This window comes from Methylobacterium sp. CM6246 (genome assembly GCF_054818005.1).
This window is the reverse complement of sequence record NZ_JBTXKY010000001.1, coordinates 1,091,808-1,116,970: the sequence shown is the minus strand read 5'-3', so window position 1 is coordinate 1,116,970 and position 25,163 is coordinate 1,091,808. Positions and strand designations below refer to the sequence as shown.

25 protein-coding genes, 1 tRNA gene and 1 pseudogene are annotated in these 25,163 nt (G+C 65.3%); 12 read left to right on the top strand and 15 right to left on the bottom strand.

The window, feature by feature from the left end:
• Positions 1-231 precede the first annotated feature (231 nt).
• Positions 232-594 (bottom strand): annotated as a pseudogene (locus ACYQPG_RS05680) (recombinase family protein); the annotation flags it as partial.
• 369 nt (positions 595-963) lie between these two features.
• Between ACYQPG_RS05680 and ACYQPG_RS05675 the strand changes: the two are divergent.
• Genes ACYQPG_RS05675 through ACYQPG_RS05665 form a run of 3 tightly spaced genes read left to right on the top strand, consistent with a single transcriptional unit; the run spans position 964 to position 3,517 of the window.
• Positions 964-1,593: a TadE/TadG family type IV pilus assembly protein gene (locus tag ACYQPG_RS05675; protein ID WP_419828914.1), complete on the top strand. Its 630-nt coding sequence runs from the start codon at positions 964-966 to the stop codon at positions 1,591-1,593.
• Between the two features lie 11 nt (positions 1,594-1,604).
• Positions 1,605-2,213: a TadE/TadG family type IV pilus assembly protein gene (locus ACYQPG_RS05670; RefSeq protein WP_461230475.1), complete on the top strand. Its 609-nt coding sequence runs from the start codon at positions 1,605-1,607 to the stop codon at positions 2,211-2,213.
• Entirely contained in the window at positions 2,198-3,517 is a 1,320-nt protein-coding gene (locus ACYQPG_RS05665; protein WP_461230474.1) for a TadE/TadG family type IV pilus assembly protein, read from the top strand. The genes ACYQPG_RS05670 and ACYQPG_RS05665 overlap by 16 nt, the downstream gene beginning before the upstream one ends.
• Before the next feature lie 449 nt (positions 3,518-3,966).
• Here ACYQPG_RS05665 and ACYQPG_RS05660 read toward each other — a convergent pair whose 3' ends face one another.
• Entirely contained in the window at positions 3,967-5,004 is a 1,038-nt protein-coding gene (locus ACYQPG_RS05660) for a YihY/virulence factor BrkB family protein (RefSeq protein WP_461230473.1), read from the bottom strand.
• A gap of 243 nt (positions 5,005-5,247) precedes the next feature.
• Between ACYQPG_RS05660 and ACYQPG_RS05655 the strand changes: the two genes are divergently transcribed.
• Positions 5,248-5,322 (top strand) — tRNA-Thr (locus tag ACYQPG_RS05655).
• 319 nt (positions 5,323-5,641) lie between these two features.
• Here the strand turns inward: ACYQPG_RS05655 and rsgA are convergent.
• The 9 genes from rsgA to ACYQPG_RS05610 form a co-directional block, all read right to left on the bottom strand.
• Entirely contained in the window at positions 5,642-6,676 is a 1,035-nt protein-coding gene (rsgA, locus tag ACYQPG_RS05650; RefSeq protein ID WP_461230472.1) for a ribosome small subunit-dependent GTPase A, read from the bottom strand.
• A complete protein-coding gene (locus ACYQPG_RS05645; protein ID WP_419829984.1) occupies positions 6,661-7,125 on the bottom strand; it encodes a transposase in 465 nt (154 codons plus the stop codon). The genes rsgA and ACYQPG_RS05645 overlap by 16 nt, the downstream gene beginning before the upstream one ends.
• The gene (locus tag ACYQPG_RS05640; RefSeq protein ID WP_210249209.1) at positions 7,070-7,597 is read right to left on the bottom strand and encodes a chromate transporter; all 528 of its coding nucleotides are present in this window, start codon (positions 7,595-7,597) and stop codon (positions 7,070-7,072) included. The genes ACYQPG_RS05645 and ACYQPG_RS05640 overlap by 56 nt, the downstream gene beginning before the upstream one ends.
• Positions 7,594-8,199: a chromate transporter gene (locus ACYQPG_RS05635; RefSeq protein WP_419828908.1), complete on the bottom strand. Its 606-nt coding sequence runs from the start codon at positions 8,197-8,199 to the stop codon at positions 7,594-7,596. Before ACYQPG_RS05635 ends, ACYQPG_RS05640 begins: the two co-directional genes overlap by 4 nt.
• Entirely contained in the window at positions 8,177-9,163 is a 987-nt protein-coding gene (locus ACYQPG_RS05630; protein ID WP_147939648.1) for a phospholipase D-like domain-containing protein, read from the bottom strand. Before ACYQPG_RS05630 ends, ACYQPG_RS05635 begins: the two co-directional genes overlap by 23 nt.
• Positions 9,164-9,553: 390 nt before the next feature.
• The gene (gene cydB / locus ACYQPG_RS05625) at positions 9,554-10,624 is read right to left on the bottom strand and encodes a cytochrome d ubiquinol oxidase subunit II (RefSeq protein WP_419828907.1); all 1,071 of its coding nucleotides are present in this window, start codon (positions 10,622-10,624) and stop codon (positions 9,554-9,556) included.
• A gap of 2 nt (positions 10,625-10,626) precedes the next feature.
• Positions 10,627-12,039, bottom strand: a complete 1,413-nt coding sequence (locus ACYQPG_RS05620; RefSeq protein WP_461230471.1) for a cytochrome ubiquinol oxidase subunit I — start codon at positions 12,037-12,039, stop codon at positions 10,627-10,629.
• 2 nt (positions 12,040-12,041) lie between these two features.
• Positions 12,042-14,333, bottom strand: coding sequence for an FdhF/YdeP family oxidoreductase (locus ACYQPG_RS05615; protein WP_461230470.1), 2,292 nt, complete (start codon positions 14,331-14,333; stop codon positions 12,042-12,044).
• A gap of 171 nt (positions 14,334-14,504) precedes the next feature.
• Entirely contained in the window at positions 14,505-14,702 is a 198-nt protein-coding gene (locus ACYQPG_RS05610; protein ID WP_147939652.1) for a hypothetical protein, read from the bottom strand.
• A 343-nt stretch (positions 14,703-15,045) separates the two neighbouring features.
• Here ACYQPG_RS05610 and ACYQPG_RS05605 point away from each other — a divergent pair, with 343 nt between their 5' ends.
• The 8 genes from ACYQPG_RS05605 (at position 15,046) to ACYQPG_RS05570 (ending at position 21,888) form a co-directional block, all read left to right on the top strand.
• Positions 15,046-15,354, top strand: a complete 309-nt coding sequence (locus tag ACYQPG_RS05605; RefSeq protein WP_147939653.1) for a UBP-type zinc finger domain-containing protein — start codon at positions 15,046-15,048, stop codon at positions 15,352-15,354.
• Positions 15,355-15,540: 186 nt separating this feature from the next.
• A complete protein-coding gene (locus tag ACYQPG_RS05600; protein ID WP_461230469.1) occupies positions 15,541-16,578 on the top strand; it encodes a cupin domain-containing protein in 1,038 nt (345 codons plus the stop codon).
• 81 nt (positions 16,579-16,659) lie between these two features.
• On the top strand, positions 16,660-17,709 hold the full coding sequence (locus ACYQPG_RS05595) for an FUSC family protein (RefSeq protein WP_147939655.1): 1,050 nt from the start codon (positions 16,660-16,662) through the stop codon (positions 17,707-17,709).
• A complete protein-coding gene (locus ACYQPG_RS05590; protein ID WP_147939656.1) occupies positions 17,709-17,915 on the top strand; it encodes a DUF1656 domain-containing protein in 207 nt (68 codons plus the stop codon). Before ACYQPG_RS05595 ends, ACYQPG_RS05590 begins: the two co-directional genes overlap by 1 nt.
• Positions 17,916-17,918: 3 nt before the next feature.
• Positions 17,919-18,917, top strand: a complete 999-nt coding sequence (locus ACYQPG_RS05585; RefSeq protein ID WP_461230468.1) for an efflux RND transporter periplasmic adaptor subunit — start codon at positions 17,919-17,921, stop codon at positions 18,915-18,917.
• Positions 18,918-18,934: 17 nt separating this feature from the next.
• On the top strand, positions 18,935-19,804 hold the full coding sequence (locus ACYQPG_RS05580) for a Crp/Fnr family transcriptional regulator (protein ID WP_461230467.1): 870 nt from the start codon (positions 18,935-18,937) through the stop codon (positions 19,802-19,804).
• Positions 19,789-20,616 (top strand): NAD(P)/FAD-dependent oxidoreductase, encoded by an 828-nt coding sequence (locus ACYQPG_RS05575; protein ID WP_461232421.1) that lies wholly within the window; start codon positions 19,789-19,791, stop codon positions 20,614-20,616. The genes ACYQPG_RS05580 and ACYQPG_RS05575 overlap by 16 nt, the downstream gene beginning before the upstream one ends.
• 81 nt (positions 20,617-20,697) lie before the next feature.
• The gene (locus ACYQPG_RS05570; protein WP_246692733.1) at positions 20,698-21,888 is read left to right on the top strand and encodes an MFS transporter; all 1,191 of its coding nucleotides are present in this window, start codon (positions 20,698-20,700) and stop codon (positions 21,886-21,888) included.
• Between the two features lie 88 nt (positions 21,889-21,976).
• Here ACYQPG_RS05570 and ACYQPG_RS05565 read toward each other — a convergent pair whose 3' ends face one another.
• The 4 genes from ACYQPG_RS05565 to ACYQPG_RS05550 all read right to left on the bottom strand — a co-directional run bounded on the left by ACYQPG_RS05565 (position 21,977) and on the right by ACYQPG_RS05550 (position 25,162).
• Positions 21,977-22,600, bottom strand: coding sequence for a response regulator transcription factor (locus ACYQPG_RS05565; protein WP_147939658.1), 624 nt, complete (start codon positions 22,598-22,600; stop codon positions 21,977-21,979).
• A gap of 159 nt (positions 22,601-22,759) precedes the next feature.
• Positions 22,760-23,176 (bottom strand): cupin domain-containing protein, encoded by a 417-nt coding sequence (locus tag ACYQPG_RS05560; RefSeq protein ID WP_147939659.1) that lies wholly within the window; start codon positions 23,174-23,176, stop codon positions 22,760-22,762.
• A gap of 19 nt (positions 23,177-23,195) precedes the next feature.
• Positions 23,196-24,860 carry a cation/acetate symporter ActP gene (gene actP, locus ACYQPG_RS05555; RefSeq protein ID WP_461230466.1) on the bottom strand — a complete coding sequence of 555 codons (1,665 nt, stop codon included), beginning with the start codon at positions 24,858-24,860 and terminating at the stop codon, positions 23,196-23,198.
• Positions 24,857-25,162, bottom strand: coding sequence for a DUF485 domain-containing protein (locus tag ACYQPG_RS05550; RefSeq protein WP_147939661.1), 306 nt, complete (start codon positions 25,160-25,162; stop codon positions 24,857-24,859). The genes actP and ACYQPG_RS05550 overlap by 4 nt, the downstream gene beginning before the upstream one ends.
• Position 25,163: the final 1 nt, after the last annotated feature.

Sequence of the window (25,163 nt, the reverse complement as noted above, 5' to 3'; positions counted from 1 at the left end):
GAGATGTCTGAAGATGCATTTCTGCCTGGAGGCGGCTCAGCGCATGAGAGATTGATTATCTCTACCATGACTGAACTTTCAGAAATTATCGATGCATTTTGCAACATTCAGGACTCGGCCTTGCGCAGAGGATGCCTCGATTTTGTTCGTAACGCCGCATCGAAATGTGCGGCAAGTCGATAATTTCTCACAGGTATATAAATAACTCGATTGCTATATGTTGTTCATTAGTCATTTGCTAGTGTGGCTGTTAGTCCGAGCACGTCGGAAGTAGATGTAAAACGTGTCTCGGTTGACGCCGAGCTGCTTGGCCATTTCAGCGATGCTTATTGTCTCAGCCTAATGTAAAGCCGGACCGACCTCGATGTCCTCTGCGGACAGTTTCTTGGGTCGTCCTCCCTTACGACCACGAGCAAGGGCCGCCTTGCGCCCTTCCATCGTTCTCTCTCGGTTGAGGTCGAGGAAATACTCCGCCATGGCTCCGTGGAGCAGAAAGGCAAACCGGCCGTGGGCGGTTTCGCTGTCGAACTGCTCGGTGCGGCTTGGAAAGTGGACGGCCTGCTATCGCAATCCGTCGATGGTCCGCATCATCTCGCAAGCCTGAGCGCTAACTGACGCTTCGAGAAACGTGTGGGGAGGGTGGTGAAAGCACCTTGCGCCTTCAGACAGCCTACCCAGTGGGCGCAAGCGTCTATGGAGGCTGAACGTGGCGTAAGGTGAATCATTGATAAATACCCAAAGAAACCGCTTATTTAGGCGTAGGTACTTATTTCAACGTCTATTTTTTCGCTGTTTTTTCCTCCTAGAAAGACAACGTTGGCATTAATAGCAACCAATTAGCAATACATATTCCGCCAATGTGGTGCCGTTAGAAAAAGCGATTCCCGGTGAGGGGATCGAAATTCACATGACGTGCACAGAATGTGGAAACGGCTCCGGCTCACGACACGGATAGGCAATGGGGTGGCACTGACCACCCTTCGGTCTGTTCTAGACCCGTTTGGTAGGGCTTCCCGTGAGCTATCCCGTAACCGGGGTGGATCCTCGGCGGTCGAGTTCGCCCTCGTGGCCGTTCCCTTTTTGGCTCTCTCAGGAGCGATTCTTGAGGCTGGTGTGACCTACTTTGCTCAGGGCATCCTTCAGCAAGCCGTAGTCGATGCTGGACGTCAGATTTACACAGGCCAGTTTCAAACGGCGAACGCCAACGTCACGGACTCAACGACCCTGCTCAACAACTTCCGGACCGCCATGTGCTACCCGGGAGGTCGAGCACGCATCACGGTGTTCCCGTGCTCTAACGTCCGTATCAGCATCACGAAGGCTGCGAGCTTTGGTTCAGCAACGCCGGTGCAAGCAACCTCGACCAATCCTAAGACTGGTATCTCGGACTGGAACGCAAGTTTCCCATCATACAGCTGTGCACGAGCAAGCGACGTGATCGTGGTCCAAGCAGCAGTAGACGTGCCTGTCTATTTCCCACTGCTCGGAGCAGCCTACGCCACCTTACCGAATCGTCGTCGCCTCCTACAAGCAGCCACCGTCTTCCAGGTTGAGCCGTTCAACTCGAACGCTGCCTGCTCATCTAGCTCTTGAACTATCTCGCCATGAATATCATCGCAGATCAGATTCATCGACTTGAAAAAGACAAAGGCGGCGTAGCAGCCTTAGAGTTCGCTCTAATACTTCCGCTGCTAATAACGCTGTATTTTGGCTTGATTGAACTCGTGCGCGCTATCGATACTGGCCGCAAGACCACGCTCTATGCACGAACCATTGCAGACCTTTCGGGTCGTGCCACCAACGGCAATCCCAGCACAGCTGACATGGATGCCATAGTAAACGCTGCTGGTCCGATTATGCGCCCCTATCCGACTATCAATTTGCAAATTGCCATTCATTCGATGGGCGTCGAAAAGATATCCGGTGCGCTGTTTGGTGGAGTTTGCTCGAGTTACCCTCTAAATTCTCGCCCTGTTCTCACAATCAATGGTAACAGCGGACTGCCAAATACTCCAGCCACATTTCAATATGACGGTGCTCGGTATGTTCTAGCTGAAGTGACTGTAGCCTACGTCCCAATTATCGGCTCCAAACTATACCAAATGATTTTTGGCTCGAGGGGCCTTGTTTTTAGTCGGCAAATCTCATGGGCGCAACGTCTCGATAAGGGCGAAGTGGTCATGCCAGGAGGCTCTAAGTGTCCGACTTATTAACTCGTCCTAGGCGATCTATTGTCTGGGCATTCAATTTGCTTCAAGACAACTTTTTTCGCAACTTCAAGCAGGATCAAAGCGGTCAGATAGCAATCCTTTTTGCGTTGCTCAGTATGCCCATGCTTTTCGCAGCAGGTGCAGCGATAGATTATGGACGCCGTAACGCTGCGAAAGCTCAACTTGACGCCGCAGTCGACTCTGCTGTTTTAGGCGTCATAACGCAAAAGACAAACACGCTCACGAGCGACATGTTAACTAGTGCAAGAACTCAATTTATGGCGGATGCGGCCAAGCTGCCGGGTGTGACAATAACTTCATTTACTCCAACGCCGCTGCCGGGCGCAACTCAGGTTGGTATCACCGCAAATTATACAGCGACGGTAAAAACGACATTAGGTAGTATGATGAATGTCGTGACCATGAACATCTCTGGTCAGTCCGGAAGTGTTCGTAATGTTGCGCAATATATCGATTTTTACTTACTTCTGGATAATTCGCCTTCTATGGGCCTTGCCGCCACAGCAGCCGATATATCGAACATGCAAAGAGTCGCTAATGGCTGCGCTTTTGCATGCCATCTGTTGAATAGCAACGGAACTGAAAACAATAACGACAATTACAATATTGCAAAAAGAAACAACGTCAAGCTTAGAATACAAGTGCTACGTGATGCTGTTTCTAACTTAGTAGACTCCGCGAAGTCCAGCATGAACTTAACTCAGCAGTTCAGAATGGAGATGTGGACTTTTAGCGACTTCCAAACAAAGCTTATGTCACTGACCCCATCTCTGGATCTAGTGAAGTCCGCCTCCAGCCAGATTGATTTGGCATATTCATATCAAGATCAGAGGGATAGTCAAACAGCCTACGAGCGTGCGATTTCCAAAATGACGAGTCAGATTCCTGCAAGTGGCAACGGCGTTACCGCCGCTACTCCTATACGCTTCTTGTTCTTCGTCACTGATGGGGTTCAAGACACCCCAATTGACGGAACGATGAGCAATCAGAGTTCCGGATATAAAATCAATAGCAATCGCTTTATCAGCGCCATCAGTCCGTCTACCTGTCAGACAATGAAAAATAGCAACATTAAAATCGGGATTATTTACACACAGTATCTTCCGTTGTATAGCGATGACTTCTATAACCAAAACGTGAAGCCATTTGAAAACAATATCGGTCCGATGCTCAAAAGCTGCGCGACTGACGGGCTCTATTTTCCGGTTGCGACAAACGGCGATATCAATCAGGCAATGCAGCAACTATTCAGTGCCGCCCTTGCTTCGGTGCGTATCACCAATTAGCTCGCCGGTTCTGTGTCCGACCATTTTAGTCATACGACCGACGTACCGCCCGGGTTCATACAGGGCCTAACGGTCAATCGAGTCAATCTGGTCATTAATCATTCGTTAACCATTTTCTCCCATCCAACGGCAGGAACGAATGGGGAACGAGCCATGCAGCAGTCAGGGATCTCTCTTACCTCCGCTCTGTCCGAGGGAACACGTTTGGCCTTCGCAGCGAGCATTAGAACAACGTATGCTAGCTTGGGCGCTGAACCACTTCCGATGGTCCACGTTGACCTGCTACTGACTATGAGGAGACATGAAAGGCTGCATAGACCAACCAAGTCGGGTAGCTCAAATCTGTTTTGATAAATGGTCCAATGCTGTCCGGCTTGGAGCCTCAATCCGCTTCGTCGATCATGAGGCTCGACGGTATTGCTATTTGCTCCTGCACTCCGGCTGCCGGCTTACGGATGTCCAACCGTATCGGCGGCAAAAGCCTTTCGAGACCCCAGGGGTTTCGGTCTTCCAATCGTGCTGTCTCTTGCTGTCTGTCGTTCCATCTCGGAGTTCAGTTCTGCACCGAGCAGGACGATCACAATCGAGAGCCAGATCCACGTCATGAATCCAATTCCGGCACCTAAACTACCATAGATTCGATTGTAGCTGTCAAAGGTCGCTACATATAGGGTGAACACGACTGAAGTGCCAACCCATCCTAAGGCAGCGGCAGAGCTTCCCCAGCTCACCCATCTCCATTTGGCTTCCCGCCGGCTCGGACCGTATCGGTAAACCAGTGAGAGGCCGGCGCTCACGAGAATGACGAGAACTGGCCAGCGTATGAACCGTAGCAACGTATCCGTCCGCTCGCCCATCCCGATTCGGCCTAGAAAGATGGGCAGTCCTACGACCACGGCGATCGTCGCAACGGTTACAAGGGCTCCGGTGATCGTAAAAAGCAACGTCGTCAAATAGACCTGTACCAGGGTGCGCTTCTCTCTCTCCCTGTAGATGACGTTCAGGGCATCAAAGAGGGCGGCTACACCTGAGTTCGCACTCCAAAAGGCGATCAGGAAACTCAGCAGTGAGGCTGTGCCCAGGGTCCCTGCTCCCTGCTTGGCCACGTGTTGAAGCTGGTCCGAAATCAGATTGAGAACACCATCTGGTAGCACGCCTCTCAGCAGGCTGAGGTGCTCTCCAATGACGCTTGGATCCGCAAACAGGCTGTAGAGCGAGACGACCGTGGCAATGCCAGGGAACGTTGACAAAAGGCTGAAGAAGGCGACGCCACCAGCGGTGGACAGCACCCTGTCCCTAGGGATCGCCCAAAACACCCGCTGAAGAACATCCTTCCATCCGGCAGGTGGGATATCGGTGGGGCTCTCTGCAGAATGACCACGACCCGGCTCACGTGCCAGTGCCTCTGCGATCTTAATCGTTGGCTCGTCGGGAGCCCTAGTGGCTTCCGAGCGCCAATCCGCACCCTCTTCCTCGTCCTGGGTCATGCGACGGCTCATACGGACAGGGTGGTCTCAAGTGAGCCTATTGCCCTTCTGTCCTGCTTGCCAGTGACCTGATTGGATCGTCCGCTCCCGGGGAAGTTCCTGTCTAAAGTAGGCAGCAAGCTATAGAAATTTGCTTCCAGCCTAAGCCCCTCTCGGCCACAGTCGGGTGGGTTGACGATCACACAAAATTCTCACACACCGAGGCTTCCTGGTTATCCCTCGATACGTCGTTTCTCACTGTGGGCCGGTGTAGCACAGCGGTAGTGCAGCGGTTTTGTAAACCGAAGGTCGGGAGTTCGATCCTCTCCACCGGCACCAGATTTTTGTCTAACGATAGCAGTAGGTTAAGCGGATTTCAGGCCTCGGCGACCGCATCGCTCGTACAGCGGCATGTCGCATCGACTCTTCGAACCGCCAGGCCGTGGAAGGACCCGGAAATAGCGGTCCACCATTCGGCCAGCCTTCATCGTGCCATTCTGTGAGGCGCTTCAGACTCGCACAATGCGCTGCGATCGTATGACCTGGCCGTACCACGATCGGCGCCCGTGCTGCCGCCGACCGGACCGTAAGTCCTATCGGTCGGGCAAAGCGTTCGCCGTCTCTGTTTCAGACGCTCGCTTCGACGCAGACCGACAGCCTACCGGCCGGTATTCTGACGGCCGCGCGGCCCGCTGGACACCTTGGCGTTGTCGAGGTTCTCGGTGAGCAGCTTGCGCCATCGGGTCAGCCTATCGGGATCCAGCTGGCCGTTGGCGACGGCGGCCCGCACTGCGCAACCGGGTTCGTGGGCATGCGTGCAGTCGCGGAACCGGCACGAAGGCGCCAGTTCGGTGATCTCGGCGAACAAGGTCGCGATGCCGTCGGCAGCGTCGCTGACCTGAAGCGTTCGCATCCCGGGCGTGTCGATGACCCAGCCGCCGCCCGCGATGGCGTGCAGCGAGCGCGACGTCGTGGTGTGGCGCCCCTTCGCGTCGTGCTCGCGGATGCTGCCCGTCTCCTGGGAGACCTCCGCGTTCACGCCGGTCAGGGTGTTCACCAGGGTCGACTTGCCGACACCGGAGGAGCCGACCAGTGCAACGGTCTGTCCGACGCCGCACCACGGCGATAAGGCGCCTGCAGCCTCCGGGAGACGGGAATCGACGATCACGACCGCCAGACCGCGCTGCAACGCGGCGGCTTGGTCCCGGTAGGTTTGCGCATCGGCCACCGTGTCCGCCTTGGTCAGCAGGATCACCGGATTTGCACCGCCCTGATTGGCGAGAGCCAGATAGCGCTCCAGCCGAGCAGGATTGAAATCCGCGTTGCAGGATGTGACGATGAACAGCGTATCGACGTTGGCCGCGGCCACCTGCGGAATCCTGCCGCCTTCGGTGCGTCGCTCCAGGACCGACCTGCGGTCCAGGCGGCGGTGCAGGGTCTGGGTCCGCGGATCGACCAGCACCCAATCGCCCACCGCGAAGGCGCCGGTGTTCGTATGAACCGGAAGCGTCAGCTTGACCGGTCCGGTGAGAGCCAGGGCGGTCATGCGGGAGCGGTGGACCGTGGCGATCCGCATGGGGGCGAGATCGGCCTCGTCGTCCCCCCGCTGGTCTTCGAAGAAGCTGGACCAACCCAGGCTGGCAGGCTGCGCGGGAGGGGGGCAGACGGGATGATCAATCACCGGCTTGGCCATGCCACGGCCTCCCGCCCATGGCCAGCATCGAAATTGTAACGCTGCGCCGGACCCGGCGTGCTTCCAGCGATGCATCCGTCCCTGTCATCGACCCGGATGCACTTCGCGCCGCGTCCCTGGGAGTGATATCGTCGGCTTCCATTGGGTACGCGCAGTGGCAGGCGGAGCAGAAAGACCGATCGCCTCCGGTGGGTTTCAATGAGATGCCACGGAACAACCAGCCGCTTGAGCTTGCCGTTCTCGTCCTCAAAGTGCTTGCGCCAGCGGATCGCCAGCACGCCTATGCCGACGAACTGATTCGTCCCGCGATAAAGCGTCGGATCGGGCACGCCCATCTCCCGGCAGACCTCGTCCACTGATCCGCCGTTCTCCGCCTGCCGCCGGCCAAAGGACTCAGATCGCGCGCATCCAGCCCAGAAAGCCCGCGATGGCCAAGATGGGGAGCGGATTGAGATTGGTGCGCCAGAACAGCAGGGTGAAGATCGCTGCGGCGCTGTACCCGCGAGACGAGAAGCCGGCCCCCTCCGCGACCGTCCACCCGCTTGCCAGGATCAGCCCGACCGCGATCGGCCCGAGCGCCGCCTCCAGGGCGATATGCCAAGCGGCCCCCGAGGACGCCTGCCAGATCCGCGCCACGACGATCATCAGCACCGCGGCCGGAAGCATCATGGCGGCCTGGGCGACGACCGCCCCGGCGAGGCCCGCGACCTTGTAGCCGATCATCGCGACGATCAGGTTGCTCGGCCCGGGCGCGGCCTGCGAGATCGCGAAGAGGTCGGAGAACGCGCCGCCGGTGAGCCAGTGCGCCTCCCCGACCGCATGACGCGCCATCTCCGGCACGACGCTGTTGCTGCCGCCGATCGACAGGATCGACATCGTGCTGAAGAAGGTCGCGAGCGCGACGAGAGCGCCGGGTCTCACCGCTCGGTCTCCGCGTCTCCGCGCCGGCGCGGATGCCGCCACGCCACCAGGAAGGCCGGGGGTGCCAGGATCGCCAGGACGGCGAGGAGCGGGAGGTGCAGAACGATCGAGCCCACGAAGGCCAGGGCGATGATGGCGAGCGCCGCGGGCCGCCGCGCGAAGCCCTCGCCGGCCTTCAGGCCTGCCGACAGGGCGAGCCCGACTGCGGCGGCGGTGACCCCGCGCAGGATATCCTGAACCGCCGGGACCGCGCCGCTCCGGAAGTAGGCCCAGGCGAGGCCCAGGACGATGCAGAACGGCACGAGCGTCAGGCCGAGCAGGGCGGCCGCCGCTCCAGGCACGCCGCGGAAGCGGTGGCCGACATAGATCGCGAAGTTCGCCTGGTTGGCCCCGGGCAGCACCCGGGCCAGCGCGTAGGCGCTGAGGAACTCGGCGTCGTCGAGCCAGCGCTTGTCCTCGACGATCAGCTTGCGCGCCCAGGCCGTGAGACCGCCGCCGAAGCTGACCAGCGTCAGCCGGTTGAACAGCCAGAACAGCTCCGGAAGTCCGGGCGCCACGGCGGTTCGGACCGGGACGGGCTCAGCTGTGTCGGAGGTCGGCATCCGGCTCGAACTCCGCATTCTCCTCCGCGTCGGCCGCGGCGATCGGATAGGGGGGCTCGTACCGCCGCGAGCCACGCCAATCCGCCTCGAAGATCGCCGCGATCGCGCCGACGGTCGCGGCGTCTCGGACAACGACGCCGAGCTCGCGCCGCAGGTCGAAGGCGGCCTGATCGAGGTTCTGGGTGCCGAGATAGACCCGCGCCCCGTCGATGATCGCGATCTTGCCGTGGCTGCGCAGCCCCCGCTGCTTGTGAAGCCGGCCGCCGGCCGCGCGGTACAGGCGCCACAGGGCGAAAGAGTACATCAGGTCGGGCTGGTGCAGCCCGTGCTTGCCGCCACACAACAGGCGGACACGCACCCCGCGCTTCAGGGCGGCGTGGATCCGCTCGAAGATCACCGGCTCGGCGAATTTCGGGTGGGCGAGATCGATGCTGCGCTCGGCGCCGTCGAGCAGGTCGCACAGGATCGCCCTGGCGCCCCCGGGGCTCCAGGACAGGTCGGAGCCGCCGTCGGGCGCGAACGCCTCGCCGCTCCAATCGCCCTCGAAGCAGGCCCGGATGCCGGCGACCTGACCGGGATCGGACAGGACGACCGCGTAATCCCGGGTCTTGGTGAAGTACTTCTCCATGAAGTTGAACGTCGCCACCATGGCGCGCGCGCCGTCCACGACCAGGGACTTCTCGTGCGTGACAAGGAAGCGCGGCGACGTCCAACGCACGGGGATGCCGGCCTCCTCCAGGCGCGCGAAGGTCCCGTCGTTGATGCGTTCGCCGGTGCCCTTGGCCGGGTTGAGGAGGACGCGCACCGCTACGCCCTCGGCGTGGCGAGCCAGAACCGCGTCGATCAGCAGGGGATGGTCGAAGGTGAATTGCTTGAGCAGGATTTCCCGCTCGGCGCTCCGCATCAGCGCGACGACCGGCTCGACGCCGTGGTCCGGTTGAACGATGAGCTGCGGCGCTTGCATGTCGTCGCTACGACCTCCTGACGTCAGACCCGTGCGATGGCCGCGATCGAGCCGGGGCGGTCGAACCGGTTATCGACGCTGCCGCGACGCAGCGGTCTGCCGTGGCGACTCATGTAGATGTACATGGCGGGCGCCGTATAGAGTGTGGAACTCTGCGCAGCGATCAATCTTCGCACCATCGTCACCTATGCCGGCTGGCGCAATTTTGCGCCGGCACCGGTCGCGAACAATATCGGCCAGAAATCCGCGCTGCGGCGGCTGCGCTCTCGACCGCCGTGGCGCCCGGGACCGGAGCATCGCCCTCCACCGCCCGAGCCGTCGATCGGAGCTGCGAGGGCCAGGGCGATGCGGTCCGTGAGGATTCGGCTGCGGCGGCGCCGGGGGCCAGCATCAGCACAGGTGCAGGGCGGTCTCGGACGCGGTGGCGCGTCGGCCTACGGGCGGAGCCGCTGGCCGAGCCTCCTCGGTCCCGTGCGCCTCCAGCACCGTCTTCCCGCGGAAGACCCAGTAGGCGTGGCCGAGATAGGCCATGATGACCGGCACGACGATCAGCACACCGACCCCGACGAAGCGCAGGGTCGCGTCGTCGGACGCGGCGCTCCAGATCGTGGCGTGGCGCGGGACGACGTAGGGCCAGAGGCTGACCACCAGACCCGCGAAGCCGAGGAGGAACAACACGATCGTCAGTTGAAAAACGCGGGTCTCGCGCCGGCTCCACAGGCTGCGCCCGATCAGCACCGAGACGCCGGCGGCCGCCAGCGGAAAGAGCGCCAGCGGCAGCACCTGCGGCCCTGCAAACCACCGCTGCGCGACTTCGGGAACCGTGAGGGCCGTCCAGGCACTCACGAGGGTCATCATGCTGGCCGTGAGGATCAGGGCGGCGCGTCCGACCTCCCGGCCGAAGACCTGAACCGCACCCTCGGTGCGCCAGATCAGCCAGCCGGCGCCGAGCAACGCATAACCGCCGACGAGACCCGCGCCGCAGAGCAGCCCCAGCAGGCTGAAAGCATTGAAGGCGGTTCCCGAGAAGGCGCCATCGTGCATCGGAACGCCGCCGATGAAGCCGCCCAGGACGATGCCCTGCGCCAGCGCGGCGAGGAGGGAGCCACCCGCGAACGCGAAGTCCCAGACGCGCCGGAAACGCGTCGCCTGGAACCGGAACTCGAAGGCGATGCCGCGCAGGATCAGGGCGAACAGCATCGCCATGATCGGCAGGTAGAAGGCTGGAAGCAGCACGTAATAGGCGACCGGGAAGGCGGCCCAGAGAAGGGCGCCGCCGAGCACGAGCCAGGTTTCGTTGCCGTCCCACATCGGCGCGATGCTCTGCATCATCAGGTCCCGATGCCGATCGCGCGGAGCGAGCAGGAACAGGATGCCGATGCCGAGGTCGAAGCCGTCGGCCAGAACGTAGATCGCGATGGCGAAGGCCGAGACGAGCGCGAAGATCAGGGGCAGGTCCATCGTCATCCCCCGGCCGCGATCGGCGTGGTGAGGGCGCGCCCCCGGCCCAGGACCGCCGTTCCGGCCTGCTCGAGGCCGGGGCGCACCGCGTTCGGGTGCATGCCCGTGATCACGGCCGGTCCGCGGATGACAACGCGCGCGCCGTACCAGAAGAAGGCCAGGAGCAGCAGGTTGTAGACCAGGGCGAACATCAGCAGCGAGGTCAGTACGGCGCCCGGCGCCAGCGGCGCCACGGCGTCGGCCGTGCGCAGATGCCCGTAGACGACATAGGGCTGCCGCCCGGTCTCGGTCACGGTCCAGCCGGCGATCACCGCGATGAAGCCCAGCGGGGTCGCCGCCATGGCCGCGAGCTGGAACCAGCGGGTGGTGAACAGGCGGCCGCGCCAGCGGAGCACACCGCCGATGATCGCCAGGATCAGCAGCACGATGCCGATGCCGACCATGATGCGGAAGGCGAAGAACACCAGCGGCACATAGGGCCGCTCGGCGGCCGGGACGGCCTTGAGGCCCTGCACGTAACCGTTCCAGCTATGCGTCAGGTAGAGGCTCGCGACGTGCGGGATGGCGATCTCGAAGCGGTTGCGCTCAGCCGCCATGTCGGGCCACGCGATCAGCGTCGCCGGCACGCCCGAGCCGGAATCCCAGAGGCCCTCCATGGCGGCGAGCTTCGTCGGCTGGTGGCGCATCGTGTTGCGTCCATGCGCATCGCCGATGACGAGCTGAAGCGGGACGAGCACGAGGGCCGCGCCCATCGCCAGCGAGAAGCCCTTGCGGGCAACCTCGACATGCTGCCGCCGCCAGAGATGATAGGCCGAGACACCCGCGACCACGAAGCTGCCCGTGATGTAGCTGGCGCAGACCATGTGCAGGAAGCGATAGGGAAAGGACGGGTTGAAGAACGCCGCCCACCAGTCGGCCACGTGGAACAGGCCGTCGGCATCGAGCGTGTAGCCGGCCGGGGTCTGCATCCAGCTGTTGGAGGCCAGGATCCAGCTGGCGCTGAACAGGGTCCCGGTGGCGACCATCAGGCAGGCGAAAAAATGCGCGCCGCGCCCGACCCGGTTCTCGCCGAAGATGACGATGCCGATGAAGCCCGCCTCCAGGAAGAAGGCGGTCATGACCTCGTACATGAAGAACGGACCGAGCACGTTGCTGACGGCCCGGGAGAACCCGCTCCAGTTGGTCCCGATCTGGTAGGAGAGCACCAGCCCGGTCACGACCCCCATGCCGAAACCCAGCGCGAAGATGCGGATCCAGAACCGCATCAGCGCGCCGTAGACCGGATTGTCCGTCCGCCACCACCGGAAGCTCAGGAACGCGACGAACGAGGCGATGCCGATCGTGAAGGCCGGCCACAGGATGTGGAAGCCGATCGTGAAGGCGAACTGGATCCGGGAGAGCGTGAGGGCGTCCATGGTCAGGCGGCTCCCGTCTCGAGGCGGCGCATCCGGACGGGAATCGCCTTGAAGGAGGGGGTGTGGCTCTGCGGATCGTGCAGGCCGAGCGGGACCAGGGGGTTGGCCTCGGGGTAGTAGGCGCCGACGCAGCCGTCGGGCAGCCGGTAGGGCACGACCTGGAAGCTCTCCACCGAGCGGGCGACCCCGTCGTCAGCGATCGTGTCGAGCGCCACCCGGTCCCCGGCCCGGACGCCCTGCCGGGCCATCTCGGACTCGCTGAGGAAGACCACCATGCGGCCGCCGAAGACGCCGCGATACCGGTCGGACAGACTGTAGAGTGTCGTGTTGTACTGATCGTGGCTGCGCATCGTGGTGAGCCAGAGCGCCCCGGGGTCGCTCATGAGGGCATCCTCCTCGAGGCCCTCGAAGACCGCGAACTCGGCCCGGCCGGACGGCGTGGCCCAGATCCGCTCACGCGCCAGCGAGGTGAGATGGAAGCCGCCGGGCACGCGGATCCGCGCGTTGAAACCCTGGAAGATCGGGAACACACGCTCGATCGCGTCGCGGATACGGTCGTAATCCGCGGCGAAGTCCTCCCAGGGAACGGCCGAGCCCGGGCCGAGCGTCGCCCGGGCGATGCCGGCCACGATCGCGGTCTCGCTCATCAGGTGCTCGGAGGCGGGCCTGTTGCGGCCGGCCGAGGCGTGCACCATCGACATCGAGTCTTCGACGGTGATCGACTGGGGCCCCGTCGCCTGATGGTCGACTTCGCTGCGGGCGAGGCAGGGGAGGATGTAGGCTTCACGGCCGTGGACGAGTTGTCCCCGGTTGAGCTTGATGTTGATCGCCACCGTCAGGTCGAGCGTGCGCATCGCCTGCTGGACGCTTTCGGTGTCGGGGACGGCGGCGGCGAAATTTCCGCCGAGCGCGATGAAGGCCCGCGCCTGGCCCTGCACCATCGCGCCCAGCGCCGCGACCACGTCGTGGCCATGCGCCCGGGGCGGCTCGAAGCCGAAGGCGTCCCGAATCCGGTCGAGCATTTCCGGCGTCGGTTTCTCGGTGATGCCGACGGTCCGGTTGCCCTGGACGTTGGAATGTCCGCGCACCGGGCACAGGCCGGCGCCCGGCCGCCCGACATTGCCGCGTAGGAGCGCGAGGTTGCTGATCAGGCGGACGTTCTCGGTGCCGCGCCGATGCTGGGTGATCCCCATGCCCCAGACCAGGATGGCGTTCTCGGCCGCCACGTAGGTCCGCGCCGCGGATTCGAGATCCGCGCGGGTGAGACCGGAGCGGCGCTCGATCGCCGCCCAGGATGTGGACCGGAGGTCGGCCGCGAGGGCTTCGAAGCCGTTCGTGTGGCCGGCGATGAAGTCCACATCGAGCACGCGCCCCTCGTCGGCGGCGGTGGCGGCATCGTCCATCGCGATGCAGGCCTTCATGATGCCCTTGAGGGCCGCCGCGTCGCCTCCGACCCGGACCTGGAAGATGCGCGACGAGATCGGCGTGGACGTCAGCGATGCCATCTCGACGGGGTTCTGGGGCGCCTGAAAACGCTCCAGGGCTCGTTCCGGGAACGGGTTGAAGCTCAGGATGGCCGCGTTGCGCCGCGCCGCGTCGCGCAGGCTCGTCATCATCCGCGGGCTGTTGGTGCCCGGATTCTGGCCGAAGATCAGGATGGCGTCGGCGCGGTCGAAATCCTCCAGCAGCACCGTGCCCTTGCCGACGCCGATGCTCTGCGGGAGGCCGACACTCGTCGCCTCGTGGCACATGTTCGAGCAGTCGGGGAAATTGTTGGTCCCGTAAGCCCGGCCGAGGAGCTGGAACAGGAAGGCGGCCTCGTTGGAGGCGCGACCCGATGTGTAGAACTCGGCCTGATCCGGCTCGATATCCTCGCGCAGGATCGTCCCGATCCGCGCGAAGGCCTCATCCCAGGCGACCGGGACATACCTGTCGCTGGCCGCCTCGTAGCGCATCGGATGCGTGATGCGACCGACCATCTCCAGATCGTAGTCGCTCCACGTCTCCAGTTCGGAGACCGTGTGGGCGGCGAAGAAGTCCGGGGTGCACCGCTTGGCGGTCGCTTCCCAGGCCATGGCCTTGGCGCCGTTCTCGCAGAACTCGAACGGGCCCGGCTTCTTGGGATCGGGCCAGGCGCAGCCCGGGCAATCGAATCCCATCGGCTGGTTCATGCGCAGCAGCGTCGCCGCTCCCCGCACCGGAATATCCTGCTCGACAAGGGCCTTGCCGGTCGCCTCCAGCGCGCCCCAGCCGCCGGCAGGATTGGTGTAGGCGCGGATCTTGACTTTGGCCATCAGGGTCCTCGGGCGGGAGACGGGCGTGGGCTTCACGGGCATCCGGAGCGGCGGCGGTCAGGGGCGCGCGGCGTCCGATGCGCAGGCGCGCGGCCTCCAGCTCTCAGAACCCGAGGCCGGAAGCCGCCGGCCCCGGTCGCGCCGCGCGGTGAGCTGAGTTGTCCGGACGCCTCAGCGACGATGATGGCGACGCGGACGCATCACCCCGTACCGTGAGGTGATCCGAGCGCCGCGGTGCATGCCGGCGAAACGGCCGTTGCCCTGCGCGGCCGCATCCCGATCCAAGCCGTCACCGGCCGCAAAGCTCGGATTGGCCGAGGCGATCAGCAGCCCGACCAGCATGGTGGCACCGAGGAGAAGTGACTTCATCGTCCATGATCCCTGAAGATCGCCGTATCCCGGCGACGGATTCGGGCCACCTGGGCGCCGCAGGCAATCCGGGGCGACGTGCAGGTGGATGCTGCAGGGATGGAGCAGGCAGCTTCACGAATATTGATGGATCTTATCTTTTTGGAACATTCGTATCACGGCGCCCGCCAGCCATGGCCGGCTGATCGCGTGCCGATGTCGGTGGAACCGATCCGATCGTCCAAATGGCCGCAGCTTTCGACAAGATGCTCGGGCGGGATCGCTGTCTCTTGAGTGAGGCTGCGTCCGGGTCGCGCTGCTCCCGCACAATCCGGATGCCGTCGGTCAAGCATGGAGAAGCCGGGTGGCGCCAGTTTGCAGGCACGGTGCAGACATTCAGACGGTGACGCCGAGTGCGCGTGGCTGTGAGGACTGCCTCCGGATCGGCAGCGCGTGGTTTCACCTGCGGATCTGTCGAACCTGCGGTCATGTGGGCTGCTGTGATCAGTCGCCCATGCGTCACGCGACAGCCCATTTTCACGCGACCGCGCATCCCATCATCGAGGGATACGACCCTCCGGAAGGTTGGGGCTGGTGTTATGTCGACGCGGTTATGATCGATCTCGACGGTGACACCACACCTCAGGATGGTCCGATCCCAAGGTATTACTGAGTTCGACCGCTTTCAGATCAGGAACACGATCAGCGGATTCCGAACCGGAACGTTGGCGCGCGGCGCTGTGGGGTGGGGTTTCCCCCCGGCACCGCGCAACCGTTCCACCGCTTCCGGATGTGACGCGGCGCATCGCCCGGAGCGCCCCGCGAGACGTCACGTTTCTCTTGCAACGAGGGTTGTACGGTGACCAGCACGGATCTGTCGTTCCGCTACCGCCTCGAGATGCAACCACCTCGCCTTGGACCCGGAGGCGTCACCCGCGGCGCCTCGGTGAAACAGTTTCCCGCAAGTCAGGGCATTGCCGGCGTATCCATGCGGCTCGCGCCCGGCGGGATGCGGGAGATGCACTGGCACGCCAACGCTGCCGAATGGGCCTACGTCGTCTCGGGGTCCTGCCGCACCACGATCCTGAACCCCGACGGCGGCTCGGCGATCGACACGTTCGGCCCCGGCGACGTCTGGTATTTCCCGCGCGGCTGGGGGCACTCGATCCAGGGGCTTGGACCGGAGGAGTGCCACTTTATCCTCATCTTCGACAGCGGCGACTTCTCCGAAGACCACACCTTCAGCGTCACGGATTGGCTGGCGCATACGCCTGAGGCCGCCTTGGCGCAGAACCTCGGCATCGCACCCGCGGATTGCGCCGGCTTACCCCGGGGCGAGGCGTACTTCGCCCTGGGGCCCGTGCCGGACGACCGGTCGCCGGATTCTGCGCCCCGGGCGCGGCCGGAGCTGACGTCGCGGCATCGGTACCCGCTCCACGCACAGGAACCGCGGCGCGTCCCGGGAGGCGGCACCCAGCGCACCGTCACGGTCGACGAATTCCCGCTCTCGATCACGATGGCAGGATCGGTGCTCGAGATCGAGCCGGGGGCGATGCGGGAGCTGCACTGGCACCCGAACGCGGACGAATGGCAATATTACCTGGACGGATCGGCCGAGATGGCCGTGTTCCTGGCTGAAGGCCATGTCATCGTCGAGACCTTCGAAGCTGGCGATATCGGCTACGCCCCGATGGGATCGGGACACTACATCCGGAACACGGGGCCCGGCATCCTCCGGGTGCTCATCGGCTTCAACAACGGGCGTTACCAGGCCAACGATCTCTCGGCTTGGCTGGGCTCGAACCCCCCGGACGTGCTGGCGACCAACCTGGGGGTGCCGCGTCCCGTGGCCGAGGCGCTGACGCGCCGGCGGGGCTTTCTGATCCCGGCAGCCTGATCCTCGCACTGCCGGGCAGCGCGGCCCGGAAAGCCCCACCGCCTGGCCGGACGCCGGTCCTGCGGGGAGCGTCCCTCGACGATGACAGATTCCTTGATTGACCACGCGACCCACGTTCTGCGGCGCCTCGCTGCGACCGGCGTACCGTTCGGGATCCGGACGACGCTGGCTGCTCTGGCGGCGCTCTGGCTGGCCATGTGGCTTCAGCTCGACACGCCGCGCTGGGCCGCCTGGACGGTGATGTCGCTGGCCTTGCCCACCCGCGGGCTGGTCGCCCGGAAAGGGGCATGGCGGATGATCGGGACCGTGCTGGGGCTCGTCGCCGGCGTGGTCGGGATCGCGGCTTTCGGTCAGTCGCCGATCAGCTTGGGGGTGTATCTGGCCCTGTGGTTCGGGCTCAGCGCCTATATCGGGGGCAGCCTACCGGGCCTTGCCTCCTACGGCGCGGCTCTGGGTGGCCTGACGGCGGGCGTGATCGTCGTCCTGAGTTCGGATGCGCCCTTGTCGGTATTCGGGACGGCCCTGGCGCGCGGTGCGGAGATCTCGCTGGGGATCGGCTGCGTCTACGCGGCGAGCGCGCTTGCGGAGATCGGCCAGGGCGCACCGCCCGCGATCGCAGCCGCCGCGATGCCGAGTTCGGACGTGGTCGCCGCCAATGCGCTTCGAACCTTCCTGGTCGTGGGGGCCGCCTGGGCGATCTGGATCACGACCGCCTGGCCCACCGGCGGCCTCTTCGTCGCCTTCGCGGGCGTCGTGTCGATCATCTTTGCGACGATGCCCGATTCCGACAGGCACGCGCGCGCCTATCTCTGGGGCGTCGGCGTCGGACAGATCGCAGGGCTCGGCGCGAAGTATTACCTCCTCGGTACGCCGGCCGCCTTCGAGATCCTCGCCGTCGTTCTGTTCCCCTTCCTCTTCGTCGGTGCGGTCGCGGTCACGGATCTGCGGACGACCGGAGCTGCGATCGGCTACAACCTGTCATTCCTGACTGCGGTCGATCCGACCAACCCAATGCAATACGATCTCGGCGGCTCGCTGAACGAGAGCCTAGCGGTCTTCGTCGGCATTGCGTTCGCGGTCGCGGCTTTCGAGGTGGTGCTCCCCGGACGGATCTGGAGGGCCGCCCCGTGATGCCGCTGCGCGAGATCGATATCCTGGGGGTTTTCGTAGCGCCCTTCGCGCCCTGCGTGCTGATCGCCGGGTGCGTGACCGGCGGCGTCGTCATCGCCGTGCGCCGGATCCGGGCGACTCGGCGTTGGTCGCATGCGCCGCTCATCGAACTCGTTTGCTTCACCGTGACGCTGTCGGGGCTCGTCCTCATGCTCGGGCGTCTGTGAATGATGCCACGTTTCCAACAGGACAGGGCACCGCCGGCACGGGTGCAGCCGCCGACCCCGCTTCCGACGCCGCTTCCCCATCCCGCGGTCCCGTCGGTCTTCGGCCTCTTCGCGGTGGCGACGGTGCTGGCTGGAGCCGGGTTCCTCGCCTGGCTCGCCTGGGCCTACTACGTCGACACGCCCTGGACCCGCGACGGCAGCGTGCGCGCCTACACTGCGCAGGTCGCGGCCGAGATATCGGGACAGGTCACCGAGGTCCTCGTCACCGACAACCAGCCGGTCCGCAAAGGCGACGTGTTGTTCAGGATCGATCCGCGCGACTACCGGATCGCGGTCAAGCGCGCGCAGGCCGCCGTGGCGCGGGCCGCTGCGCAGGTCGCCAACGCCCGGGCCGAGGCGGACCGCCGCAACAAGCTCGATGACCTCGCGGTCAGCGACGAGGTGCGCCAGACGTTCCAGAGCAACGCGGACGCGGCCGAGGCTGCCTACCAGGGTGCCGTCGCCGATCTGGAGAACGCCGAGCTCAACCTCTCGCGCGTGGAGGTACGCTCGCCCGTCAACGGCGCCGTGACCAACCTCCTCCTGCAGGCCGGCACGTACGCGATCGCGGGCCAAGCCGCGATGACGCTCATCAATTCCGACAGCTACTGGGTCGCGGGCTATTTCGAGGAAACGCAGCTGCGCCGCATCCGGGTCGGCGACGCCGCCAGGATCGTGCTGATGGGCTACCCGGACCGGGTGCTGGACGGACGCGTCCAGAGCGTGGCCGGCGGCATCATGGACCCGAACGCGACGCTCGGCGTCGCCGGCCTGCCCGCGGTCAATCCCGTCTTCACATGGGTCCGGCTCGCCCAGCGGATCCCGGTCCGCGTCACGATCGACGCCGTACCGGATGACGTGACGCTCGCCGCAGGCTTGACCGCGACCGTGAGCGTCGCGACCGGGGCGCCGAGTCCGTCCTCCGTTTCCGGCGACGGGGCGATCCCGAAACCAGCCCGCTGAACGAGGAGAAATCTCCGATGGTCCAGACGCTCGGCGATGCCGCGATGTCCTCCCCCCTCGATCAGACGGATCCCTACCTCCGGGAGGCCCAGACCTTTCCGCGCCTCGACGCGGGCATGATCGCGCGCATCGCCCGGTACGGAACGGAGGAAACGGTGCCGGCTGGCTCGTTCCTCTACCGGCGGGGCGATCGCGCCGCGGACTTCTTCTTGGTGCTCGATGGCGAGGTGGAGACGTTCGACGAGGGTCCGGACCGTGAGCGTCACGTCTTCACGGTCCATCATCCAGGACAGTTCGCCGGCGAAACGAACTTCCTGAACGGGCGTGCATCCCTTGTCAGCAGCCAGGCCCGGATGGAGACCCGGCTGATCCGGGTTCCGCGCCTGGAGTTCCGGCGGATGCTGGCAGCCGAGCCGGACCTCTCCGAGATCGTGATGCGGGCCTTCATCCTGCGCCGCCTCGGCTTCGTGCGGCACCAGCACGGCGGCGTGGTGCTGATCGGACCGAGCCACTGCGCGGAAACGTTGCGCCTCCAGCGCTTCATGACGCGCAACGCCTATCCGCATCGGACCGTCGCCACCGACCTCGACGCCGACGCGGCGGAGATGATGCGACGCTTCGGACTCACGCAGTCCGATCTCCCGTCGGTCGTCGCGCCAGGCCCACTCGTTCTGCAGAATCCCTCCACCTGGGAACTGGCCGACCGGATCGGCCTCACCGAACCCCTCGACGACGGCCGGATCTTCGACGTCGCGGTCGTGGGTGCCGGGCCGGCCGGCTTGGCCGCCGCAGTGTACGCGGCCTCGGAAGGCCTCTCGACCATCGTGATCGAGGAGGAGGCCCCCGGGGGCAGGCCGGCACATCCTCCAAGATCGAGAATTACCTAGGCTTCCCGACCGGCATCTCGGGGCAGGCGCTGGCCGGACGGGCCCAGATCCAGGCGCAGAAGTTCGGCGCCCATCTCGCGATCTCCCGCGCGGCCTGCCGTCTCGACTGCACGGATCGCCCCTACAGCATCGTCCTGGAGGACGGGCGGTCCGTCCGCGCCCAGGTGGTCGTCGTCGCGACGGGGGCGCGCTACCGCAAGCTCGACCTGCCGGATTACGCGAGGTTCGAGGGACAGGGCATCTATTACGCGGCGACCGGGACGGAGGCGCAGTTGTGCGAGCAGCAGGCGGTCGCGGTCGTCGGCGGCGGCAACTCCGCCGGGCAGGCGGCGATGTTTTTGTCCGCCACCGCCGCCCACGTCCATATCCTGGTGCGCGGACCCGGCTTGCGGGCGACGATGTCGGACTATCTCGTCCGGCGGATCAGCACGTCGCCGAAGATCACCGTGCATCCGTTCACGGAGGTGGCCGCCCTCGACGGCGACGCGTTCCTGCGTCGTGTCTCGTGGCGCGACACCAAGACCGGTGACGTCCAGGCACACGCGCTCGGCGCTCTGTTCGTGATGATCGGCGCCGCGCCCAACACCGCATGGTTGTGCGGCTGCCTGCCGCTCGACACAGGCGGCTTCGTATCGACCGGTCGGGACGCCGCCGGGCAGGCTCTGTCGTCGCCCTTCGCCACCACGACACCCGGCATCTACGCGGTCGGGGACGTCCGCGCGGGCTCGGTCAAGCGCGTCGCGTCCGGGGTCGGGGAAGGATCTGTCGTGGTCCAGGCGATCCACCGCTTCCTCGACCCAGACTTGGCCTGAGCACCCGGTAACGCGTTCCGCCGGTGCGCTCGTGCTGCCGCCTCCCGGTGGCGCCCGCGCCCGGCTTGATGGGAGATGGCGATGATCACGCAGGAGTCTCTGGAGACCCGGGAGCCCGCTCTCCTCCGGCGCGGGCTCATGTTCGCGATGGCCGGCGCAGCCGGCATCGCGGTCGCCAACATCTACTACAATCAGCCGATGCTGAGCATCATGGAGGCGGATCTGCCCGGCGGCCTCACCGGGCTGGTGCCCACAGCGACGCAGTTCGGCTACGCGTTGGGTCTTTTCCTGCTGGTCCCGCTGGGCGACCTCGTCGAACGCCGCGCACTCATCGTCGGTCAGTTCGTGGTGCTCGCCGTCGCGCTCTTGCTCACAGCCTTGGCGCCCAACGCCGCGCTGGTCGTCGTGGCCTCGCTGCTCGTCGGCCTGTCCGCCACCGTCGCGCAGCAGATCGTCCCGCTCGCCGCCCACCTCGCCGAACCCGAGCGCCGCGGTGCCGTCGTGGGCACGGTCCTGTCCGGGATCCTCACCGGGATCCTGCTGAGCCGAACGCTGGCCGGGTTCGTGGCGACCCACGGCGGTTGGCGGGCGATGTTCTGGCTGGGCGTGCCGATGGCCCTGGGAGCCGGAGGGCTGATGGCAGTCAGCCTACCGGTGAGCCGACCCGCCCAGGCCCTGCCCTACGGTGCGCTGATGCGCTCGCTCACGCACCTCTGGCGCGAGCTGCCGGCGCTTCGTCTCGCAGCCGTGACCCAGGCGCTGATCTTCGCCGCCTTCACGGTGTTCTGGACGATCCTGGCCTTCCGCCTGCAGGAACCGCGCTTCGGCCTCGGCGCCGACGTGGCGGGCCTGTTCGGAATCGTCGGCGCGGTCGGCATCTTCGCGGCCCCGATCGCGGGCCGCGTAGCGGACCGGCGCGGCCCTCACGCGGTGGTGGCGATCGGCGCAGCGGTGACCTTGATCTCCTGGCTCGTGCTGGGGGCCTGGAACGCGCTCGCGGGAATCGTGATCGGCGTGATCCTGCTCGACTTCGGCATGCAGAGTGCCCTCGTCTCGAACCAGCACCTGATCTTCGCCCTCCGGCCCGAGGCCCGGGGCCGTCTCAACACGATCCTGATGGGCGCCATGTTCCTCGGCGGCGCGGCCGGCTCGGCGGGGGCCACCGCCGCTTGGCAGGCGGGCGGCTGGCTTGCGGTCTCGGGCCTGGGCGTGTCGCTCGCCGCCGCCGCGACAGCCCTCCAGCTTGCCGGGCTTTCCGGGCGAAACCGATGAGGCTCAGGCCGGCACCGGCAGAGACGAACGGCCCGTCCGGCGATCTCACCGTGCAGGATTCGGCGAAGGCCGGGACCGATCGGTTTGGTCAACGCTGCCGCGTCGCCTCGATCCCGAGGTGATGCGCCATCAGCACGAGGTCCGCGAGCGAGCGGGCCTGCATCTTCTCCATCATGCGGCGCTTGTGGACCTTGGCGGTGATCTCCGTGATCCCGAGTTCGGCGGCGATCTGCTTGTTCATCAAGCCGCCGATCGCACATCGCAGCACATCGCCTTCCCGCGCCGTCAGCGCTGCGAGGCGCCTGGACAACGCGTCTTGAAGGCGGCCGGCCCGCAGGGCGGCGGCGTCCATCTCCAGCGCGCGATGGATGGCCTCGAGCAGCACGCCGTCGCCGACCGGCTTGGTCAGGAACTCGACCGCTCCTCCGCGCATCGCCCGCACGGTCATGGGGATGGTCCCGTATCCGGTGAGGAAGATGATCGGCACGGTGCAGCCGGCATCGCGCAAGGTCTCCTGGACCGTCAGACCGTTCTGCTCGGTGAGGCGCACGTCCAGCAGGATGCATTCCGACGCTTCGCGCGTCCGGGCGATCGGCAGCGTGGTCGGATCCCGATGGGCGACCGCCGCGAGACCGGCCGACCTGCACAGACGCGTCAGCGCGCTGCGCACAGCCGGATCGTCGTCGACGATGTGAACGGTTGCTTCCGGCATGTCACTCGCAAGGCCAAACGTGTCCGATCCGGGGGGAGCGACCCAGGAGGTTCTCATGATGCCGTGCCGCGCCGGCGTTCACAGCAAGGTTCGTGCGTGGCGACGGCCTCCGGTCGGGTCCGGCGTCGCCGCCGCGTGGCCGGACGGCCGGGGCGGACGTCATCGCCCCGTCAGGGGAAGCGGCGCGTTCGCGCTGTCGAGGAACTCGACGGTCGTGAAGGTGAGTTCGGTCGGACCGATATTCTCGAGATCGTGGATCATGAACGCGCCGGCCGGAAAGGTGTGGTGCTGGGTGTCACCCGGCTCGTAGGCGACTTCGTTGATCCGGCCGTCCGGATAGTGTGAGCGGGCGCGCCCTCCGGTGACGGCAGTCCAGAAGTAGTCGAGCACATGGGTGTGGAAGCCGATCCGCTCGCCCGGCTTCAGGCTGAGCGCCCACACCCGGACGCGGTCCGTCTCCGAGACGAGGCGGCTCCCGACCTGTCCGCGCCCCGAACCGGCGGCGAAATCCGCGCGCAGGTCCTGCGGCCAGTCGCCCGGGGGCGTCGGCCAGTTCCACGTCGTCTGCTGCGTCATGGCCGTTCTCCTTGTCGGTTCAGTGGGCGGCCGGTGCGGCGGCCCGGTCGAAGCCGGTATGGGCCGTCACGTGCTGTGCGGCGTAGGCCGTGCGGACCGATGCGGCGGCCTCGCTCCGGTCCAGCCGCGACACCGCCCAAGAGGTCAGGAAGGCCAGCGGGACCGAGAACAGGGCGGGGTTGTCGTACGGGAACGGGGCGGCGCCGAGCTTCAGCGTCGCGGTCCAGACGCCGGGGCTCAGCGCGACCAGAACGAGAGAGCTGACGAGGCCCGCAAGCGACCCCGTGACCGCCCCGCGGGTGGTCAGGTCCCGCCACGCCACGGAGAGGAGGATCACGGGGAAGTTCGCGCTCGCCGCGATGGCGAAGACGAGCCCGACCAGGAAGGCGATGTTCTGATTCTCGAAGAGGATGCCGAGCCCCATCGCGACCAGGCTGATGGCGACCGCGGCGGCCTTCGACACCTGAACCTCCCGTTGCTCGGTGGCGCGGCCCCGGCGCAGGGCGCGGGCGTAGAGATCGTGGCTTGCCGCCGAGGCCCCGGCGATCGTCAGCCCCGAGACCACGGCCAGGATCGTCGCGAAGGCCACCGCCGAGATGAACCCGAGCAGCAGGGAGCCGCCGAGCTTGTCCGCCAGGTGGAGGGCGACCATGTTGGTGCCGCCGATGACGCCGCCGGCCGCGTCCAGGTAAGCCGGATCGCCCCGCACCAGCGCGATGGCGCCGAAGCCGAGGATGAACAGCAGCGTGTAGAAGACCGTGATGAACCCCGTGGCGACGAGGATCGAGAACCGCGCCTGGCGGGCATCGGCCACGGTGAAGAAGCGCATCAGGATATGCGGCAGGCCGGCCGTGCCGAAGATCAGCGCGAGCCCCAGCGACATCGCCGAGACCGGATCCCGGACCAGCCCCCCCGGCGCCATGATGGCCAGCTTCTTCGGATGAAGGGCCACCGCGCGGGCGAACAGCGCCTCCAGGCTGAAACCGAAGCGGGCCAGGATCAGCGTCGACATCAGGACGGATCCCGAAAGCAGCAGGACCGCCTTGATGATCTGGACCCAGGTCGTCGCGCGCATGCCGCCGAACACGACGTAGGCCATCATCAGCACGCCGACGAGCACCACCGCGGCGATGTAGGGCAGCCCGAAGAGCAGCTCGATCAGCTTGCCGGCCCCGACCATCTGGGCGATCAGGTAGAACAGCACGATGACGAGGGTATTCACGCCTGCCACGAGGCGCACCGGAACTTCAGACAGCCTGTAGGCCGCCACGTCGGCGAATGTGAAGCGACCGAGATTGCGCAGCGGCTCGGCGATCAGGAACAGGATCATCGGAAAGCCGACGAGGAAGCCGACCGCGTAGATCATCCCGTCATAGCCCGACGTGTAGATCAGCGCCGTCACACCCAGGAAGGTAGCCGCGGAGGTGTAGTCGCCCGCGATGGCCAACCCGTTCTGGAAACCGCTCAGCCCACCGCCGGCCGCGTAATAGTCGCTCGCCGTCTTGGTCCCGCTGCGCGCAGCCCGGACGGTGATCGCGAGGGTGATCGCGACGAAGGCGAGGAACATCGCGATCGCCATCGAATTCAGCGGCTGGCGTGTCACCGGCCCCGCCAAGGCGTCCGCGTGGGCGACGTCGGCGAGAAGGATCGCCGCCGCGGCGGGCAGGAAGCGCGCGCCGGTCATCGGAGATCCTCCCGCAGGCGCCGGCTGAGGCCGTCGAGGCGCGTGTTGGCCACGAGCACGTAGATGAGCGTGAGCACGAACCCCAGACCGAGGAGCGCCACCCCGACGACAAGCCCCCAGGTCAGGATCGTGCCGTCTTCGTCCCGGATGGGTGTGCCGAGGAGGTCGGGCCGGAAGGCGATCGTGAGGATGTAGGCGAAGTAGGCTGTCGCCATCACCACCGCCAGGGAGATGCCGAGGCAGTTCCGCTCGAAGCACAGCCGACGGAAGGTGGGGTGGCTTGAGATGCGTGCGCTGTTCACT